18 protein-coding genes are annotated in these 17151 nt (G+C 72.4%); 5 read left to right on the forward strand and 13 right to left on the reverse strand.

Features of this window, described 5'->3' with window-relative positions; translation table 11 throughout:
- Positions 1 to 9: 9 nt before the first annotated feature.
- Both Val02_RS24655 and Val02_RS24660 read right to left on the reverse strand, forming a co-directional pair.
- Entirely contained in the window at positions 10 to 1389 is a 1380-nt protein-coding gene (locus Val02_RS24655; protein ID WP_203901566.1) for a sensor histidine kinase, read from the reverse strand.
- A complete protein-coding gene (locus Val02_RS24660; RefSeq protein ID WP_203901567.1) occupies positions 1386 to 2099 on the reverse strand; it encodes a response regulator transcription factor in 714 nt (237 codons plus the stop codon). The genes Val02_RS24655 and Val02_RS24660 overlap by 4 nt, the downstream gene beginning before the upstream one ends.
- A 229-nt stretch (positions 2100 to 2328) precedes the next feature.
- On the opposite strand from Val02_RS24660, the gene Val02_RS24665 reads away from it, so the two are divergent.
- Positions 2329 to 2703, forward strand: coding sequence for a hypothetical protein (locus Val02_RS24665; RefSeq protein WP_203901568.1), 375 nt, complete (start codon positions 2329 to 2331; stop codon positions 2701 to 2703).
- A gap of 662 nt (positions 2704 to 3365) precedes the next feature.
- Here Val02_RS24665 and Val02_RS24670 read toward each other — a convergent pair.
- Complete coding sequence (locus tag Val02_RS24670) at positions 3366 to 3623, reverse strand: hypothetical protein (protein WP_203901569.1); 258 nt, start codon at positions 3621 to 3623, stop codon at positions 3366 to 3368.
- A gap of 22 nt (positions 3624 to 3645) precedes the next feature.
- Positions 3646 to 4110, reverse strand: coding sequence for a hypothetical protein (locus Val02_RS24675; protein WP_203901570.1), 465 nt, complete (start codon positions 4108 to 4110; stop codon positions 3646 to 3648).
- Between the two features lie 188 nt (positions 4111 to 4298).
- On the opposite strand from Val02_RS24675, the gene Val02_RS24680 reads away from it, so the two are divergent.
- Complete coding sequence (locus Val02_RS24680; protein ID WP_203901571.1) at positions 4299 to 4790, forward strand: hydrogenase maturation protease; 492 nt, start codon at positions 4299 to 4301, stop codon at positions 4788 to 4790.
- 132 nt (positions 4791 to 4922) lie between these two features.
- Here Val02_RS24680 and Val02_RS24685 read toward each other — a convergent pair whose 3' ends face one another.
- Together Val02_RS24685 and Val02_RS24690 are read right to left on the reverse strand one after the other, a co-directional pair.
- A complete protein-coding gene (locus Val02_RS24685) occupies positions 4923 to 5570 on the reverse strand; it encodes a class I SAM-dependent methyltransferase (protein ID WP_203901572.1) in 648 nt (215 codons plus the stop codon).
- A 19-nt stretch (positions 5571 to 5589) separates the two neighbouring features.
- Complete coding sequence (locus Val02_RS24690; RefSeq protein WP_203901573.1) at positions 5590 to 6198, reverse strand: TetR/AcrR family transcriptional regulator; 609 nt, start codon at positions 6196 to 6198, stop codon at positions 5590 to 5592.
- Positions 6199 to 6401: 203 nt separating this feature from the next.
- Between Val02_RS24690 and Val02_RS24695 the strand changes: the two genes are divergently transcribed.
- Entirely contained in the window at positions 6402 to 7211 is an 810-nt protein-coding gene (locus tag Val02_RS24695) for a hypothetical protein (RefSeq protein WP_203901574.1), read from the forward strand.
- A gap of 361 nt (positions 7212 to 7572) precedes the next feature.
- Positions 7573 to 9174, forward strand: coding sequence for a glycoside hydrolase family 44 protein (locus Val02_RS24700; RefSeq protein ID WP_239153310.1), 1602 nt, complete (start codon positions 7573 to 7575; stop codon positions 9172 to 9174).
- A gap of 103 nt (positions 9175 to 9277) precedes the next feature.
- Here the strand turns inward: Val02_RS24700 and Val02_RS24705 are convergent, their stop codons facing one another.
- The 4 genes from Val02_RS24705 to Val02_RS24720 form a co-directional block, all read right to left on the reverse strand.
- Positions 9278 to 10753 (reverse strand): DUF4389 domain-containing protein, encoded by a 1476-nt coding sequence (locus Val02_RS24705; RefSeq protein ID WP_203901576.1) that lies wholly within the window; start codon positions 10751 to 10753, stop codon positions 9278 to 9280.
- Between the two features lie 122 nt (positions 10754 to 10875).
- Complete coding sequence (locus Val02_RS24710) at positions 10876 to 11181, reverse strand: hypothetical protein (protein ID WP_203901577.1); 306 nt, start codon at positions 11179 to 11181, stop codon at positions 10876 to 10878.
- Positions 11178 to 11969: an efflux permease Rv1217c-related protein gene (locus Val02_RS24715; protein WP_203901578.1), complete on the reverse strand. Its 792-nt coding sequence runs from the start codon at positions 11967 to 11969 to the stop codon at positions 11178 to 11180. Before Val02_RS24715 ends, Val02_RS24710 begins: the two co-directional genes overlap by 4 nt.
- The gene (locus Val02_RS24720) at positions 11966 to 12862 is read right to left on the reverse strand and encodes an ABC transporter ATP-binding protein (RefSeq protein ID WP_203901579.1); all 897 of its coding nucleotides are present in this window, start codon (positions 12860 to 12862) and stop codon (positions 11966 to 11968) included. Before Val02_RS24720 ends, Val02_RS24715 begins: the two co-directional genes overlap by 4 nt.
- Before the next feature lie 423 nt (positions 12863 to 13285).
- Between Val02_RS24720 and Val02_RS24725 the strand changes: the two genes are divergently transcribed.
- Entirely contained in the window at positions 13286 to 14161 is an 876-nt protein-coding gene (locus Val02_RS24725; RefSeq protein WP_203901580.1) for a universal stress protein, read from the forward strand.
- 332 nt (positions 14162 to 14493) lie between these two features.
- Here Val02_RS24725 and Val02_RS24730 read toward each other — a convergent pair whose 3' ends face one another.
- The 3 genes from Val02_RS24730 to Val02_RS24740 are packed head-to-tail and all read right to left on the reverse strand — an operon-like array spanning position 14494 to position 17151.
- Positions 14494 to 14775, reverse strand: a complete 282-nt coding sequence (locus Val02_RS24730) for a BON domain-containing protein (protein WP_203901581.1) — start codon at positions 14773 to 14775, stop codon at positions 14494 to 14496.
- A 28-nt stretch (positions 14776 to 14803) separates the two neighbouring features.
- Positions 14804 to 16000 (reverse strand): ABC transporter permease, encoded by a 1197-nt coding sequence (locus Val02_RS24735; RefSeq protein WP_203901582.1) that lies wholly within the window; start codon positions 15998 to 16000, stop codon positions 14804 to 14806.
- Complete coding sequence (locus Val02_RS24740) at positions 15997 to 17151, reverse strand: ABC transporter permease (RefSeq protein WP_203901583.1); 1155 nt, start codon at positions 17149 to 17151, stop codon at positions 15997 to 15999. The genes Val02_RS24735 and Val02_RS24740 overlap by 4 nt, the downstream gene beginning before the upstream one ends.

Genomic DNA, 17151 nt, shown 5'->3' on the forward strand with positions numbered 1-17151 from the left:
GTGGGTTCGTCAAGAGTTCGGCGCCGGAACGGTGAGACGCACCGCGGTGCCGCCACCGGGCGGGCTGTCGACGGTGACCGTGCCCTCGTGCGCGGCGACGATCTCGGCGACGATCGCGAGCCCGAGACCACTGCCCGGGCCCCGCCGGTCGCCGCGGCTGAACCGGTCGAACAACTGACCCGCGAGGGCCGCCGGCACACCCGGCCCGTCGTCGGCGACGGTGACCCGGGCGGTGCCGGCCGCGCACTCAACCGTGACCCGCACCGGGGTCTGCGGCGGGGTGTGCATCCGCACATTGGCGAGCAGATTCGCGAACACCTGCCGCAACGCGTCCGGGTCACCGGGCACCGGGCAGGTCCGCGGGGCGTCGAGGGTCGCCGGCCGTCCGGGTTGCACAGCCAGGGCGTCGGAGAGCGAGTCGCGGGCCACGACGACGAGGTCGACCGGTTCGTGGCGCAGCGCCGGTTCGGTGTCCAGCCGCGCGAGGTACAGCAGGTCCTCGACGATCTTCGCCATCCGGGTCGCCTCCGCGTCGGCGCGTCGCAGCACCTCGGGCCGGTCGGCGTCGGTGACCATCCCCTGTCGCAGCACCTGCAGGTACCCGCGGATCGTGGTCAGTGGCGTGCGGAGTTCGTGCGACGCGTCGGCGATGAAGCGGCGCAGCCGTTCCTCGGAGCGGGCGCGGGCGGCCAGGGCGGTCTCGATGCGCCCGAGCATGCCGTTGACGGCGAGCGTGAGCCGCCCGACCTCGGTGCGGTCGTCGACGGCGCGTTCGACCGGAACACGCCGGTCGAGCACGGCACCCGGATCGCCGGCGGCGATCGCGACAGCGGTCGTGGTGATCCGGTTCAACGGCCGCAACCCCCGGGCGAGCAGCATCCGCCCGGCGAGGCCCTGCAACACCAGAACGAGAAGGCCGGCCGCCACCTCGACGAGGATGAGGCGGGTGAGGGTCTGCCGCATAGGGGCCAACGGGAACGCCACCAGGATCACGGCGTCTCCACTGTGGACGGTCACCGCCCGGTAGGCGCCACCGGCGGTGGTGACCGGCCCGGCCGCCCCGGTGGGCCATCGGTCCAGGAGCGTCTCGGCGGGCAGACCGGCCAATCCGCCCAGCCGGGTCAGCGTGCCGTCGGCGTCCCGGATCTCCACCACGTAGTCCGACGGCGCCAGCACCGCCTTCAACCCGCCGCCGCGCTCGTCACCGGCGAGCAACGCGGGCGCGCGCTGCACCGCGAACGCCCCGGCGACCCGCAACTGGTCGTCGGTCCGCTCGACAAGGTAGGCGCGCAACGCGACCGCACTCACGGTGCCTGCGACGGCCAACGCCACGGCGGTGAGCGCGAGCATCCACCACAGCAGCGACCGGCGCAGTGGCGGCCGGCTCACCACGACGCGTCCGATCCCGCCTCACGCAGCGCGTACCCGAAGCCCCGCCGGGTGGCGATCAGCGGCGGGCCGTACCGGTCGAGCTTGCGCCGCAGGTAGCCGACGTAGGTGTCGACGACGTTCGAGGCGCTGCCGAAGTCGTAGTCCCACACCGCTTCCAGGATCTGGGCACGGGACAGTACCCGCCCGGGATTGGCCATCAGGTACCGGAGCAACTTGAACTCGGTGGGCGACAGGGCCACGAGCGTGCCGGCACGGCGGACCTGGACGGCGCCCTCGTCCAGTTCCAGGTCAGCGAAGCGCAGCACCCCCGGCAGGGGCGGCCCGTCACCGACCGGTCGGATCCGGCGCAGCACCGCGCGGATGCGGGCCAGCAGTTCGTCGACCGCGAACGGCTTCGTCACGTAGTCGTCGCCGCCGTACGTGAGCCCCGTGACGGTGTCGCGGGGCGCGTCCCGGGCGGTCAGGAACACGATGCCGAGTTCGTGTCCCGCGGCGCGCAGGTCGCGACACACATCGAACCCCTCACCGTCGGGCAGCATCACGTCGAGCACCACGAGATCGGGTCGATCGGCGGCGGCGCGGCGCAACGCCTCCGCAGCCGTCCCCGCGGTGCTGACCGCGAAACCGTGAAAGCCCAGCACGGTGACGAGCATGTCGACGATGTTCGGCTGGTCGTCGACGACCAGCACCCGAACCGGTCCATCCATGACGGCATCCCAGCACAGCACGATGTGAATTCGATGAGAACTGCGGCCCGACGCCTGCCCTCTCCTCGTGCCGTCTCATGTTGAGGGACATGTCCGCGCCGAGCAGCCTCTCGGCGTTGTGGACGCCCTGGTGCCTGGGCCCTCGCTTGTCACGCACGCCGCCCCGGCATCGCCCGCCTCGCCGTCGACCTCGAGGTCGACCCCAAGCCCCGTCAAGGCAGCCATCGCCGTGCTGCGGCGCACCGGCCTGCTGCGCCTCGTGAGCGCCGGCGGCCGCTCCCGCCGTGCCGATGAGTACCAACTCGTCATACCGGTAGACCTTCTCGACCGCGACGACCTCGAAGTGCTCTCCCCCGCCGCTCACGACCTGGCGATCGAGATCACCCGCACCGAGCTGCGCGGTCGCCCGGCCGCCACGACCGACCCGCGACTGGCCCGCGAGGCTGCCGACACGCAGACCCCTCGACGGCCCGACATCTCCACCCGCGACTTCTCGGATGCGGGCCCCGTCGATGCCGCCGCCGGCACAGCGCAGGCCCTACCGGTACTTGTGTGCAGACCCCGTCGGTGCCTGCCACCACCCACAGACCTGCCACCGCTATGACCACCCACCTCGACGGCAGTGCCTGTACCGACGTTGCCGCACCGCGCCCACGTACGCGCATAACGGCCCCGACATCAGCCTCCACGAAATGTCCGCACGGGCTGACCAGCGGCCAACGACCCGACGGGCGACCCGCGTGCGCTCTGTGCCGGCGACACCGCATCACCACGGCGAGCGGCAGAGTCGACGGGCCGTCGATGCCAGTGGTGATGCCTTGATCTGCTCAAGCGTCGTTAAGCCGATCCAAACGGTGCTCCGCTCCGGGGCTACAGCAATTGCCGCAGATGTCGCGTGGCACGCAGGTCCATGGCAGCGGAGGCCCGTGGGCTCCGCAACGACTGCGCCGGCCCGGTCCCGAGCGACGTTCGTACCGAACTCGCTCACCCCGGCCGCCCGCGCGACGCCGACGTTGTCCACGGCCGTGCCGGCCTTACCCAGAGCCCGTTCCGGATCCGTGGGGAACGCCGACCTTGCGCACGATCACTACTTCCGACGGCGCGTGCAGCGCCGCAGCTATCTCGAAGGCGAGCGGAACACCGCCGCGCGGCAGGTCCAGCACCACGGCACGGTGCCGCACGGTCGAGCCACCCGCCCCGCCAGTCGCCGGCCCGCGTCCCTGCGATCACGAATCGCCTGGCGCGCCCTCCTCGTCGCCTCTTCGCTCAGCGCCCGGGCGGGACGGTGAACGGCTTACGCGCGGCGTCAGCCCGGGCCAACGCGGCCATCTCCGCGCGGTACCGCGCCGCGGACAGCTGACCCGCCAGCAACCGGCGGGCGAGCCGCTCCTCGACGGCGTACAACGGCGTCTGCGGCGCCGGCGTTGACGGCGGCGCCTTCTGCCGGCCCGGGGTCGGCGCAGCGTAGGCGCACAGCCAGAGCGCCAGCAGGACCATCGCGAACAGGCTGAGCCAGCCGATCATCGTCTCCACCTCCCCGGGACCGTCAGCCCGGCCCAACGGACCGCCGCCCGCCACCGCGGAGTTCCCGCACCAGCCGGGTCGCCTGGGCGATCACGTCGATCGCGGTGCCGACGAGGGCAACGGCGAGCACGAGCCGCACCGGCACCCGCCACACCGCGTCGTCGGCGAACGTGAACGGGAAGACCGCCCAGATCCGCACCAGCGACCACCACGCCACCGCCGAGCCCAGCAGCCGGCCGTAGGCCGTGAACCAGGCCACGGCCCCGACGCTGAACGCCAGGTTGACCGCGACACCGACGACGAGCGACAGCGCGACGGGTCCGAGCACGTGCGGCGTCCGTTCGGTGAGGAACGGCACGACGTCCCAGCCGGGCCATGCGTAGATGAGATACAGCAGCACCAGGTTGACCGTCGCGGCGGCGGTGTACCCGAGCCGTTCGCCCAGCCGGAGCGAACCCGGCCGGTGCAGGTCCTGACGCGTGTCCATGACGTTCCCCTCCCGTGGATCCCGCCGGTTCCCACCGTGCGTCGTGGCGGGCGGCGTGCGGCAGGGCCGGACGTCCCGGCAGCCGGCGGGACGATCGGCCCACGGCCGTGCGGTCCGCCGCCCCTGCCGCACGCCGTCCGCATGACGAAGCCTGGGACCGTAGGCCCGAACGCGGATCGGAGACGGCGATGGCCACGCATCCACCGATGTCCCCCGTCGTGGTGATCGGCGTCGGCAACCCCTACCGCCGCGACGACGGCGTCGGTCCGGCCGTCATCGAGTTGCTGCGCGAGCGCCGCCTTTGCGGGGTGGACCTGGCGGAGACCGACGGCGAGGCCGTGGCTCTCATCGCGATGTGGGACCGCAGGCGTCTCGCCATCCTGGTCGACGCCGTGTGCGCCGACCCGCCTCATCCGGGTCGGGTGCACCGCCTGACCGTTCCCCGTCCGAGCATCGAACGGGCCCGCGCCGCCAACTCCCACGGCATGGATCTCGGCGACACCGTCGAACTGGCACGGGAACTCGGCCGCCTTCCCGACCGCATGACGGTCTACGCCGTCGAGGCCGCCGATACCGGTTTCGGGCCCGACCTGACGCCGGCGGTGGCCGCGGCCGCGCGCCACATAGCGGACGAGATCGCCGCCGACATCGCCGCCAATGCGCAAAGGAGTTCACGATGATCGGAAAGCTCGGCCTTCCGCCCGGCTCGCCGCGGATCTACCGATCGCCCCCGTAACCGGTCGTGACCTGGTTCCGTGCCGCCCTCGACACGAGTTCCGTCGGCGGGACCGGTCTGTCGACGAACCCGACGGCTACGCCCGTTTGGTGGCATGGATGCGTTCGACGCTGCCGGCCTTGAGGCGTTCGGTCTCGACGATGTCGAATCCGGCCGCCGCCACGAGGGCGAGCTGGCGGCGGGTGAAGTGTTCCCCGGCGGCGGGGATGGTGATGCGTTCGAGCAGCCATTGCGCGGCGCGCACAGGCGGCCAGGTGCTGGCCACATGATCCAGCAGTAGGATCCGGCCGCCGGGAACGAGGACGCGGTGCATCTGGGCGATCGCGGTGGCGGGGTTCGGGATGGAGCACAGGGACAGGGCGCAGACGACGGTGTCGAAGGAGGCGTCGTCGAACGGGAGGTGTTCGGCGTCGCCCTCGTGCAGGTCGATCGTGCGGTTGAGGTCGGTGGCACGTCGGCGGGCGATGGCGAGCATGGCGGGGCTGAGGTCGATGCCGGTGAGCTGTACGCCTGACGGGTAGTGGGGCAGGCTGCGGCCGGTACCGACGGCGACGTCGAGGACACGTCCGCGGGCCCGGGTGCCGAGCCATTCGCGCCCGCCGCCGAACTGGACCTTTTCGAAGAAGGCGATCTGCTTGTCGTAGCTGGGTGCGCCCTTGTCCCAGACGCGGCGTTGTTTGGCGGTGGCGGCCTCGGCGGCGCTGGGTTTGGCGGTGCCGGTCATGGTGGTGGGTCCTTCCGGGTCATGGGGCGGGAAGGGTGCACCGCACGTCGGTGGCGGCTGCGGTGATGACGCCCATGACGACCTGTCGTACGCGGTCGCCGGCGCGTTGTGGGTCGGGTTGGCCGGCGTCGAGCCAGGCGATGACGGCCTCGATCGCGGCTACCGGGGCGAGTTGGGCGGCCCACCGGGCCAGTGCCGGGTCCGGGACGAACGCGGAGATCTGCTGGTGCGCGGCGGCGGTGGTGTCGGCGCGGAACTTCTCGATGCGTTCCTTGAACTCCGGTTCGCGCACGGCGTGCTGGAACAGCAGCCGGAACCCGGCCGGCGATTCGGCGGCGGCGGCGAGCAGCCCGTCGACGCTGGCGTCGGTGAACCCACCGACGGGTTCCTCGACGTGTGCTTCCAGCCGGGTGCACATGCGGTCCAGGACGGCCTGGTAGAGGTCGGTCTTGGAGTCGAAGTGCCGGTACAGGATCACCCGCGTGATGCCGGCCTCGGTAGCGATCTCGTCCAGCCCGGTCGCGGCGAAGCCGTTGCGGGCGAACGCCTCGGTCGCCGCCGCGAGGATCTGCTCTCGACGCTCGGCCCGGGGCAGCCGGCGTGCCGGCTCCTGGTTGCCTTCCACCATTGACGCACCCTCGTTCACTCGTTGACGCCAAAGTGTACTTAGATAGATGTTCACTCGGAAGTACACATCTTGGGCGAGCGCACGGGTCCGGTGGATCCCGGGCGGGCGCCGATGCGTATCCATCAGCAGGAACGCCGACCACGGGTGAGGCAGGGTTGAACATGGAATCCGAGCCGGGCACCGAGCCATCTACGGCAACCGTCGTGCCTGAGTACCGCAAGCCCGACGACGCAGAGCCGGCGCCTCCCGAGGAACAACCGTCGCGACGCCTTCCCGTCATGGGGCTGTTGATCACCGGCTCTTTGGTGGCGATCGTGATACTGGCCGCGGTCACGATCATGCCGTTCGTCGACCCACCGGAGAACGAGGTGCGCACGTCGGCGTCACCGGGATTCACCAGGTCTCCCCACACGGTGACCGGTCCGCTCGGCTCGACGAAGAACGCGGAGTTCGAACTCGCCGTCGGTGTCGCCACCGTGGTGGTGCGCGCCGCCGACCTCGGCGACAACCTGTACCGCGCGTCGACGGCGGAGGGCGCGCGGTCCGTGCCGCGCGTCTCCCAGGAGAACGGGCAGGTCCGGCTGCGGGTCGCCAACGTGTTCGACAGCGACAGCGGCGACGAGGTCACGATGGAACTGAACCAGCGGGTGCGGTGGCTCGTCACGATGACCGGCGGCTCGCAGTCGGCGTCCGTGGACCTGCGGTCGGCGGATCTCGCCGGGGTCAACTTCGTCGGCGGGGTCGCACGTATCGAACTGTGGCTGCCGGCACCGAAGGGTGAGGTCCGGGTGGCGGTCTCCGGCGGCGCCCGCGACGTGGTGGTACACGTGCCGGACGGCGTTCCGGTGCGGGTCGGCCTCAGCCGTGGTGCGGCGAAGGCCACCGTCGACGGCTCGACGCGCACGGGAATCGCCGCCGGCACGCGCCTGACACCCGCCAGTTGGAACGCCGCCCGGAACCGCTACGACATCGACGCGCCCGGCGGACTGGGAACCCTGTCGGTCGGCCGCTGACCGCCACTCGCGAGTAAGCGGGCCACACCGCCGACGGGGGCGAGCCGGCGGATCGGCAAGTTCAGCCCCGCCGTTTCCCGGCCGACCGCCTGTAACTTTCAGGCCGCCCCGTCGCGGGTGGGCGATGCCGTCGCGCTCGCCGGTCGGGTGCGATGCGGCAGGTGTTCGCGGCCTGATCAGGCAACGCGGAGCGACCGGCCGGTCGATGCCGCCGGGGCAGGCGGCCCCGCCTCCGGGCTTCCGCTTGACGCACCGAAACGGACGGCGCCACGCTCCCGTCGAAGCATGTCGATGCATCGAGCGATGGGAGATGCCGGTCATGAGGACTCGACCACGGCCCCGACGGGCGTATGCCGTCGGGATGGCGCTGTCACTCGTGGCGGGAGGACTCGTCGTCCAGCCGGCTCCCGCCGCCGCCGACCCGGGCCTGACGCTGTCGGTGGACGTCTCCGCTGCCCGGCACCCGATCAGTCGGGACATCTACGGGCTGAACGGCGCGGACCCGGCGTTCGCCGCCGAGATCGGCATGCCGGTGGCGCGGTGGGGCGGCAACGCCTCCACCCGGTACAACTACACCAACCACACCTACAACACGGGCAGCGACTGGTACTTCGAGAACATCGTCGCCGGGCCCGACAACACGCTCGAGTCGTTCGTCCGGATCAACAGGGCCCGGGGTACGAAGCAGATCGTCACGGTGCCGATGAGCGGATGGGTGGCCAAGGACTCACCGGATCAGCACCCGTTCGCCTGCGGATTCCCGGCCACCCGCTTCCCGCAGCAGGACTCGTTCGACCAGTGGGACCCCAACTGCGGCAACGGCCGGCAGGGCGGTGTGAACCTGACCGGGGCCGACCCCACCGACACTTCCATCCCGGTCGACGCCTCTTTCGACGGTGCGATGGTGTCGCACCTGGTGAGCCAGTTCGGTCCGGCGGCGCGTGGCGGCGTGGCGATCTACGAACTCGACAACGAGCCGGTGCTGTGGAGTTCCACCCACCGCGACGTGCACCCCGACCCGGTCACGTACGACGAACTGGGCGGCAAGGGCACGGCGACGGCCGCGGCGATCAAGGCCGCCGACCCGAGCGCCGCGGTGCTCGGCCCGTCGGGCTGGGGCTACTGCGAGTGGATCGCCTCCGGGCTGGACGGCTGCTCGCCGGGTGCCGACGCGGCCGCGCACGGCGGGCTCAACCTCTCGCAGTGGTACCTCAAGAACATGAAGGACTACAGCGACGCCCACGGTGGGAAGCGCTTCCTCGACTACTTCGACCAGCACTACTACCCGCAGATCAGCGGCGGGCAGGATGCCGAGGCCAACGCGCTGCGGCTGCGGTCGACCCGGTCGCTGTGGGACCCCACGTACGTGGAGGAGTCCTGGATCGGCCCGGGTGGTGTCAACGCCCCGCCGCTGCAGTTCATCCGCACGATGAAGTCCTGGATCGCGCAGTACTACCCCGGGACGAAGACCGCCATCACCGAGTACAACTGGGGCGCGCTGGACAGCATCAACGGCGCCCTCACCCAGGCCGACGTCCTCGGCATCTTCGGCCGCGAGGGCCTCGACCTCGCGACCATGTGGGGAGAGCCGCAGCCCACTCAGCCCGGCGCCTACGCGTTTCGGATGTACCGCAACTACGACGGCAAGGGCGGCCGGTTCGGTGACGTGAGCGTCTCGGCGACCAGCAGCGACCAGGGGCAGCTCGCGGTGTACGGCGCGCAGCGGCTGCGCGACAAGGCACTGACCCTCATGGTCATCAACAAGACCGGCACCGACCTGACCTCGCCCCTGTCGATCGCCGGGTTCCACGCCAACCGCAAGGCCCAGCGGTTCACCTACGGCCCGGCCGATCTGGGCGCCATCGCGCGCGGCGCCGACCTCCCGGTGACCGGCGGCACGATCACCGCCACGTACCCGGCCAACTCCATCACCCTGCTCGTGCTACCCGCCCGCCAACACTGACCGGACGGCTCCGTGGCATGCGATGCCGTGGACGACGCGGAGCGGACATGACGCATCCCGCTCCGCGTCGCCGTCCCGGTTGTCGGGCGTCGCGCCGGCGCGCTCATCCTGAGCCGGCGCCGACCTTCTCACCCGACCGGCTGTCCGCTGCCGGTGGCGGCGGTTCTGCGGTGGGCGGCCCCTCCGGTGCCGACGGTGGCCGGTCACGGCGGGCTCCGCCGGCGAGCCCCGTACCACCGAGGTAGATCAGCAACAGCGCGACGAGGATCGCGACCACCCCGCCGGCCAGCAGGGCCGTACCGAGCGGCTGCAGGAACGACAGCCGCACCGCCGGGCCGACCTCCGCGGACAGGCCGGTCATCCCGTCCGCTCGGGCGAGTACCACGGTCCAGGTGCCGGCGACCGGGGTCCAGTCCAGCCGCAGCGTGTCGGTTCCGGTCACCGAGGCGTACCAGAATCCCGCGGTGGTCGGCGCGACGACCGGGCCGACGGTGCCCGCCGTGCGGTGCACCGTTCGACTGTCGTCGGGGCCGTAGACAGCACTGAGTTCGTCGTGGGCGATGCCGTCCAACCAGCGTTCCACCGCGCCCGCGGGCGCGACCCCGAGGAACAGCGCCGCGTCGCCGTGGTTGGCCACCGTGATCCGGACCGCGTCCACGCCGCTCATCTCCTGACCGAACACGTCACCGGGCCCGACCTCGATGCGTCCCGCCGTCACCGCGGCCGTGGAGGTGGCGACCTGCCATGCGGGCGCCTCGACGTAGCCGTTCGCGTCCCGCGAGGCGTGCATCGCCAGGGCCGCGGCGCCACCCGTCGCGGCGAGAGCGCCGCCGGCCAGCATCAGGGCGCCGAGCACGATTGCGGTCACGTGGACGACGAGCCGTCCGCCGGGGTCGCGCTTCTTCTCCGGGGGAACGGGCGGAGGGTCCGTCGGTCCCGGTTCCACCGCTCCCTGATCCAGCCGGAACGGTGGGTACCGGTCGGTCAGCAGCGTCACGTAGGCGATGGTGCGCAGCACCCAGCGGTTCAGCCCGATCACCAGGTCGTACAGCCCGCCGGGATAGCGGCCGGCGAAGAGCAGGAACAGCGCCGCGATGAGCACCAGCACGCCCAGCACGCCGCCGGCGTACGTAAGCCGCCAGCCGTTGTCGTCGCCGTTCGAGAAGCCACCGCTGGTGATGATCCCGACGATGACCAGATGCGGCAGGGCCAGCAGCCAGGCCACCAGCGGCAGCCACCGCGGCGGGCGCGGCGGGCCGTCGACGCTCAGCCGGGCCGGATAATCGGCGACGTCGGCGAGCGTGAACGGCGGGTACCGGTCGGTGCCCAGCACCGAATAGCCGTAGTACCAGACCCGCCAGGTCCACCGCAGGACGCCGACGTTGAAGTCGAAGATCCCGCCGGGGTACCGGCCGGTGAACAGGACCGCGACGTAGGCGATCAGGGTCATCGCCACGAACGCGGTCCACAGCACGGCCAGCACGATGTAGTGCGGTATCAGCAGCAGCCACTTCACCAGCCAGAGCCACCGGCCCGGCCGGTCCGGCTGCGCGGACACCCGCACGGGATAGGTCCCCATGGTGTCCTCCTTTCCACCGTCTCCAGCACAGGACGCCCGCCTCGTGGGTGGCAGGGGCGAACGGCACCTCCGGGGCCGGGCCCTTCGGCCGTGGTGGCGCCGCCGGCGCGGGCACCGCCCCTTCAGCCGGCTGGGCGGCCCGGCGGCGCAACCGGCTCGCGGCGTGCCGTTCGCGCGGACTCGGCGGCGGCGAGGTCGGCCATCGCGGATCGGTACCGGGCGCGGTCGAGAGAGCCGGCCACGACGGCGGCGCACAGCCGGGCCTCTCTGGCGTGCCGCCGCCCGAGGCGGCTGAACAGGCGGCGCCACCGCGGCCGGCGGCGCACGGTTCGCTCCGGCCGCGGCTCGATCGCTTCCACGTAACCGTAGACGGCGCACATGAACCCGGTGCCGAGGAGGAACAGCCACACGTAGAGACCGAGGCTCATCGCGCTGCTCCGATGTCGCGCCGCGTGAAGACCGGCGCCGCGGCGATGATCACGGCCGCCGCACCCGCGACCAGCCACAGGTAGCGTCCCGGCAGCCCGGCCCCGATCGGTCCGCCCTCGAGCGCCTGGTGGAACGGCGACAACGGCTGCCAGCCCTTGACCGCGTCGACGAGCTGCCCCGCGACGAACAGCACGTAAGCCGCCACCGCCGCGACGGCCGGCACCGCCACCGCCGCCGCACGCCGGCCGGTCAACGCCCCGACGGCGAGCGCCAGCGCACCGAACTCGGCACCGAGCAGCACCATCGACAGGCAGGCACCGGCGAGGTCGAGCGGCCGCACACCGAGGCCGAAGGCGGCGGAGCACAGCGCGGCTGTCGACCACAGCACCACGCCGAGAGCCGCCAGCGAGGTGGCCAGCGCAGCCGCCTGCTCTGCCAGGAACCGCGCCGGGGTCACCGGCGTCACCAGCACGATGTCCAGCGTGCCCGCCTCCTCCTCGCCGGCCACCAGGCGCACGCCGCGTCCGACGGCGAAGATGATGAACAGCACCGGCAGCACCGCGCTGAACAACTCGGCGTTGATGAATCCTGCCCCGCTCGCGAAGTTGTCGAGGTCGAACAGTTTGCGCAGCGCCTCCGGATAGTTCGCCACGAACGCGTCGAGGTCGGGCATGTCCCGGACGGTCGGCCACATCGCCGACTCCAGCAGGACCAGCGCGGCGATGCCGACGCTCCATCCGATGATCCCTCGACGCTGGTCCCGCAGGCTCTTGAGGAACACGGTCATGGCTGTGGCACCTCCCGGGAGTAGTAGTTGACGAAGATCTCCTCCAGGTCCGGCTCGTGGGTCACGACGGAGACCACCCGATGCGGCGCGGCGACCTGTAGCAACCTCGCCGTCGAACCCTCCACCATGAGGTGGACGGCGCGACCGGCAACGGTGCACGAGCGCACCTCCGGCACGGCGCGCAGGGGCTCCTCGGGCGGATCCGTGTCGAAGATCAGGTCGATGCGCCGCTGGGCGCGCGACTTCAGCTTGTCGACGGCCTCGGTCACCAGCAGCCGGCCCTGCGAGAGCATCGCCACCCGGTCGGCCACCGCCTCGACCTCGGACAGCACGTGGGAGGAGAGAAAGACCGTCCGACCGCGGTCGCGCGCCTCCCGCACCATCGCCAGGAACTCCCGTTGGGCGATCGGGTCGAGTCCGGCAGTCGGCTCGTCCAGGATCAGCAGCGGCGGATCGTGCGCGAACGCCTGCACGATGCCGACCTTCTGCCGGTTCCCGTGCGACAGCGTGCCGATGCGGGCCGTCAGGTCGAGGTCCAGGCGTTCGGCGAGGCGCGCGACCGCGGACGGGTCGGCGCCGCCGCGCAGCCTGCCGAGGTGCTCCAGGTACCGCCCGGCGGTCAGGTCCGGATAAGCGACGAACTCCCCCGGCAGGTAGCCGACGAGACGCTGGGCCCGTTCCCGGTCGCGCACCGTGTCGTGACCGAACACCGCTGCCGCCCCGGACGTGGGGCGCAACAGGCCGACCAGGAGCCGGATCGTGGTGGTCTTGCCCGCGCCGTTGGGTCCGAGGTAACCGCAGACCGGTCCGGCGGGCACGGACAGGTCGATGCCGCGCAGTGCGGTGCGGCGGCCGTAGTTCTTGGTCAGGCCCCAGGTGCGGATGGCGTCCATGGGCTCACCTCCGTCGCTCCCGCCCAGTCTGGGCGGTCGGACGGCCGTCGGTGCAGGGTCCTTGGTCCCTGCTCGGGCGCGGTTCCCACGGGGACCGTGGAAGCTGTCGGCGACCTGCCGACGCCGCACTGCGGACTCACCGGGCGTCGGAGAACCCGGGCCCGGGAAATCCCGAGGAGGTCGGGAGAGATGGCTACCCGAACGGTAGCGAGCGTGACGACGTTCAACGAGACAGTGGACATGCTGGCGGCCCACCGGATCGGCGTGCTACCGGTTCCGAACCCCCGGTCGGCGCGGGGGCGCTACATCCGGGTCCGGCCGACGAAGCTGCGTCGCGGGCGGGAGACCCGCGGGCGAGGCCGCCGGCGTTGAGCCGGTCGACCGGCCGGCGCGCTCGCCCGGGCCCGGCAGGAGGTGCACGTGATGAGCGGACCGGTGGTGGTCGGGGTCGACGGCTCCGTCACCGGTGAGCGCGCCCTGGACTGGGCGACGGACGAGGCCCGCCGGCGCAAGCGGACACTGCGTGTGCTGCATGCCTACGGCTGGCCGCTGCCGGACCTTCCGGTGTCACCGGACCGCTACCGGGCGCCCCGCCCCGGCATGTCCGACGGTGAGTTGGCGCGCGACGTGGCCGAACGGCATGCGGCGCGAGCCCGCCGCGCGGCCCCCGAACTGACGGTGGAGACCGTCGTCTCCGGCGATCTTCCCGGGCCCGCGCTGGTGACCGCGTCGCTCGACGCCTCCGTCGTCGTGGTGGGCAGCCGAGGACTCGGCAGCGTCACCGAACTGCTGCTCGGCTCCGTGTCGTCCCACGTCGTCGCGCACGCCCGCGTTCCCGTGGTGGTGGTGCGCCGGCCCGCCGATCCGCACGCGCCGGTGCTCGTCGGGGTGGACGGGAAGCCGGCGTCCGACCGCGCCGTCGGCTGGGCCTTCGAGCAGGCCGCGTCGCGCCGCGTGCCGCTGATCGCGGTACACGCCTGGCAGGCGCCGGTGTCCCGCCGACACGGCGACATGCTGCCCCTCGTCCACGACCCCGCGATGCTCGCCAAGGAAGAGGCGCGGGTGCTCACCGAGGCGCTCACCGGCGGGCGCGAGGAGTACCCCGACGTCGTGGTGCGAGCGTGCCTGCGGCACGAGAGGCCGGCGAAAGCGCTGCTCGCCGAGTCCACGCGGGCAGGTCTGCTGGTCGTCGGTGCGCACGGCCGCAGCGAGTGGCGCGGCCTGCTGCTCGGCTCGGTGAGCCGCCACGTGCTGCACCACGCGGGCGTGCCGGTAGCGGTCGTCCACGAACGGCGGTGACCGACAGGGATCACCGTTCACTCCGGGCGGCCACCGGCACCGGTTGTCCGGAGCCGCCGTTCAGGGAGGAGATGCGCCGTGTCGGGCCTCATCGTCGTCGGGGTCGACGGCTCCCACCACGCGTCGGTCGCGGCGTGCCGGAGCACTCGAATCCGCGCGGACGGGCCCGGGAACTGGTTGACACGATCAGCAGCGCCGCCGTCGAGCGGCATCCCGGGTTGACCACCCGGCGTCTCGTGGTCGACGGCGTCCCCTCGGCCGTGCTCACGAGGCCTCGCGTGGGGCCGACCCGCTCTATGTGGCCATCGTGGGCTCGGTCGGGATCAGTGCGATCACGCACGCGCGCTGACCCGTCGTCGTCGGTTCCCGGGGTGGCGGTGGACTGCGCGCCCCGAGGCAGCGGGCGGAACGGTGTCGCGCCGGTACGCCACGGCGTTCACCACCGACGCGACCCCGTCGACGTGCGCGACGGCGTGGGCGATCCGTTCCGCCGTAACGCGTTCGTGCACCGTGCCGAACAGCACGACGACGCCGTGGTGAACGTCGGCCCGCAGGTCGCTCAAGTGGTCGCCGGGGATCGTGCGAAACACCTCGTGAACCGTCAACGTGCGCATCGCCGTTCTCCTCTCACCGGGGACGACGCTACGAGCGGCCGGCCCCGCGCGTCAGGGCCGAGCGGCTCGTTCCGCCCGGGAGCTCCCGCCGCAGCCGCCGGCACGCCACCGCGGTCAACACCACGGCGACGGCGAGCAGGACCGCAAGGTCGACGGCGATGTCGCCGAACCCGCCGCCCCGGCCGAGCGCGGTGAACCCGTCGACCGCCCACGCGTGCGGACTCACCACATGGGCAACCGTCCGCATGAACGGGGTGAAGAACTCCAGCGGCATCATCGTCCCGCCCAGCGCGGCCAGCCCGAGCCCGAGCAGGATCCCGATCGCCGAGGCGAGTTGCGGTGTGCGGGCGAGGCTGCCCATCAGCAGCCCGGCGGCACCGGCCACGGACGCGAACGCCAGCATCAGCGCCCCGGCGGCGAACGGATCACCCCACCGCACGTCGAACAGCAGCGCGGTGGCCACCATCATGAACCCGCCCTGGAGCACCGTGACGGTGAGCCGCCCCAGCCCCTCCCCGGTCAGGATCGCGGCGGTGCTCGTCGGCGTGGCGAGCATCCGGCGCAGCACCCCGAGCCGGCGCGTCTCCACCAGCGCCACGGACGCCGTCAGCGCGGTGACGAACAGGAACAGCAGCAGCTGCGTGCTCGCCGTGGTGTCGAAGCGCCCGCCGGTGTCCAGGTCGGTGCCGACCGTGCGTGCGGAGACCGAGAGCCGGGGCAGGCTCGCCGCGACACCGTCGACACCGCGCAGCCCGTCGTCGAGCGGTACGCCCCGTTCGGCCGCGACGAACAGTCCGGCGCGCAGCCGTCCGGCCTCGTGCCCGACGACGGCACGCACGACCGACCCGACCCGCGTGCCGACAGTGCCGGGGCGGGCGACGAACTCCACGGTGACGGCGTGCCCGGCCCGGATCGCCGCGTCGTAACCGGCCGGGACGAGCACCCCGGCGTCGAGTTCGCCGTGCGCGACCGCCGGTGCCAGTTCCCCCACGGAATGCCGGCGCACCGATATGCCGGCGCCCTGCGCGGCGAGTGCCGCCACGAGCCGGTCGGCCAACGGTCCGGACTCGGCCACCGCGACGCCGACGCGGGGCACGGCCACGCCACCGACGGCGGTGCCGAGCACGAAGACCAGCAGCAGCGGGAACACGAAGACGAACACCAGGTTGGTGCGGTCCCGCAGGGTGCGGCGCAGATCGACCGCCGCGATCGCCAGGGCCTTCACGGCCGCACCGCCTTCCGCAGTCGCACGACGGCCACCGCACCGGTGACCGCCGCGAAGCCGCACATGGCCGCCACCGCGGGCAGCACCTCTCGGAGCGACCCGCCGCCGGCCAATTCGCCCAGCCCGCCCAGGAACCAGCCGTGCGGCGTCGCCCACGACAGGGCCTTCAGCGCGGGGACCCGTTCGATCGGGAAGAAGACCCCGCCCAGCATGCCGAGCAGCATCGCGAGCACCGCCTGCCAGCTGCCGGCCTGTTCGGCGGTGCGGGCCAGGCTCGCCACCACGGCCGTCACGCCGGTCGCCGCGAGCACGGCGGCACCGGCCAGCGCCGCCACGGCGAGCGGGGCACCCCACGACGCTCCCATGAACGCGGTGGTCGCCACGATGAGCACCGCCAGGCTGGACGCGCCGAACAGCACGCTCGTGAGCAGCTTCGCCGTCAGGACCGCGCCCGGTGGCACCGGCATCGCCAGCAGCCGTCCCAGCGTCCCGCCGGCCCGCTCCTCGATCAGCGACGACACCCCGAACTGCACGGTGAAGAAGAGGAAGAAGACCGCCATCGCGGCGGCGAACCAGGTGCGCGTGTCGAGGATGCGCCGCTGCGCGGAGACGTCCACGACGCTCACCGGTGGCGTGAACCGGGCAGCCCGTTCCGCCAGCGCGGCGATCCGCCGCGGGTCGTGCGGTTCACCCGCCGCGGCCACGGCCGCCACGCGCACGCTCGTGAGGTCGTCCACGAACGCCGCCGCGAGCGAGCGCGCCACGTCGGCCGCGGTGGGCGCGTTGACGTTGCCGATCACCTCGATGGCGGCGGTGCCGTCGGTGCCGATGCCGGCCGGCAGCACGAACGCCGCGTCGATCGTGCCGCCGTCGGCCAGTTCCGCCGCCTCGGCCGGGTCGGCGACCCGTCGCACCGTCACGATGTCCCGCTCGGCCAGCCGATCGAGCACGTCGACGAACGCCGCCGCCACCGGCCCCCGGTCGAGGTCGGTGACCGCGTAGGCGAACGGCCGCGGCGTCTCGTTCCCGCCGAAGACCGTGGCGAAGATGAGGGCCAAGGTGAACGGGATGACCACGGCGATCAGCACCGCCGAGCGGTCCCGCAGCCGCAGCCGCAGGTCCTTGCCGGCCAGGATCAGCACCGCGCGCAT

Source organism: Virgisporangium aliadipatigenens (genome assembly GCF_016863615.1).
GTDB lineage: Bacteria > Actinomycetota > Actinomycetes > Mycobacteriales > Micromonosporaceae > Virgisporangium > Virgisporangium aliadipatigenens.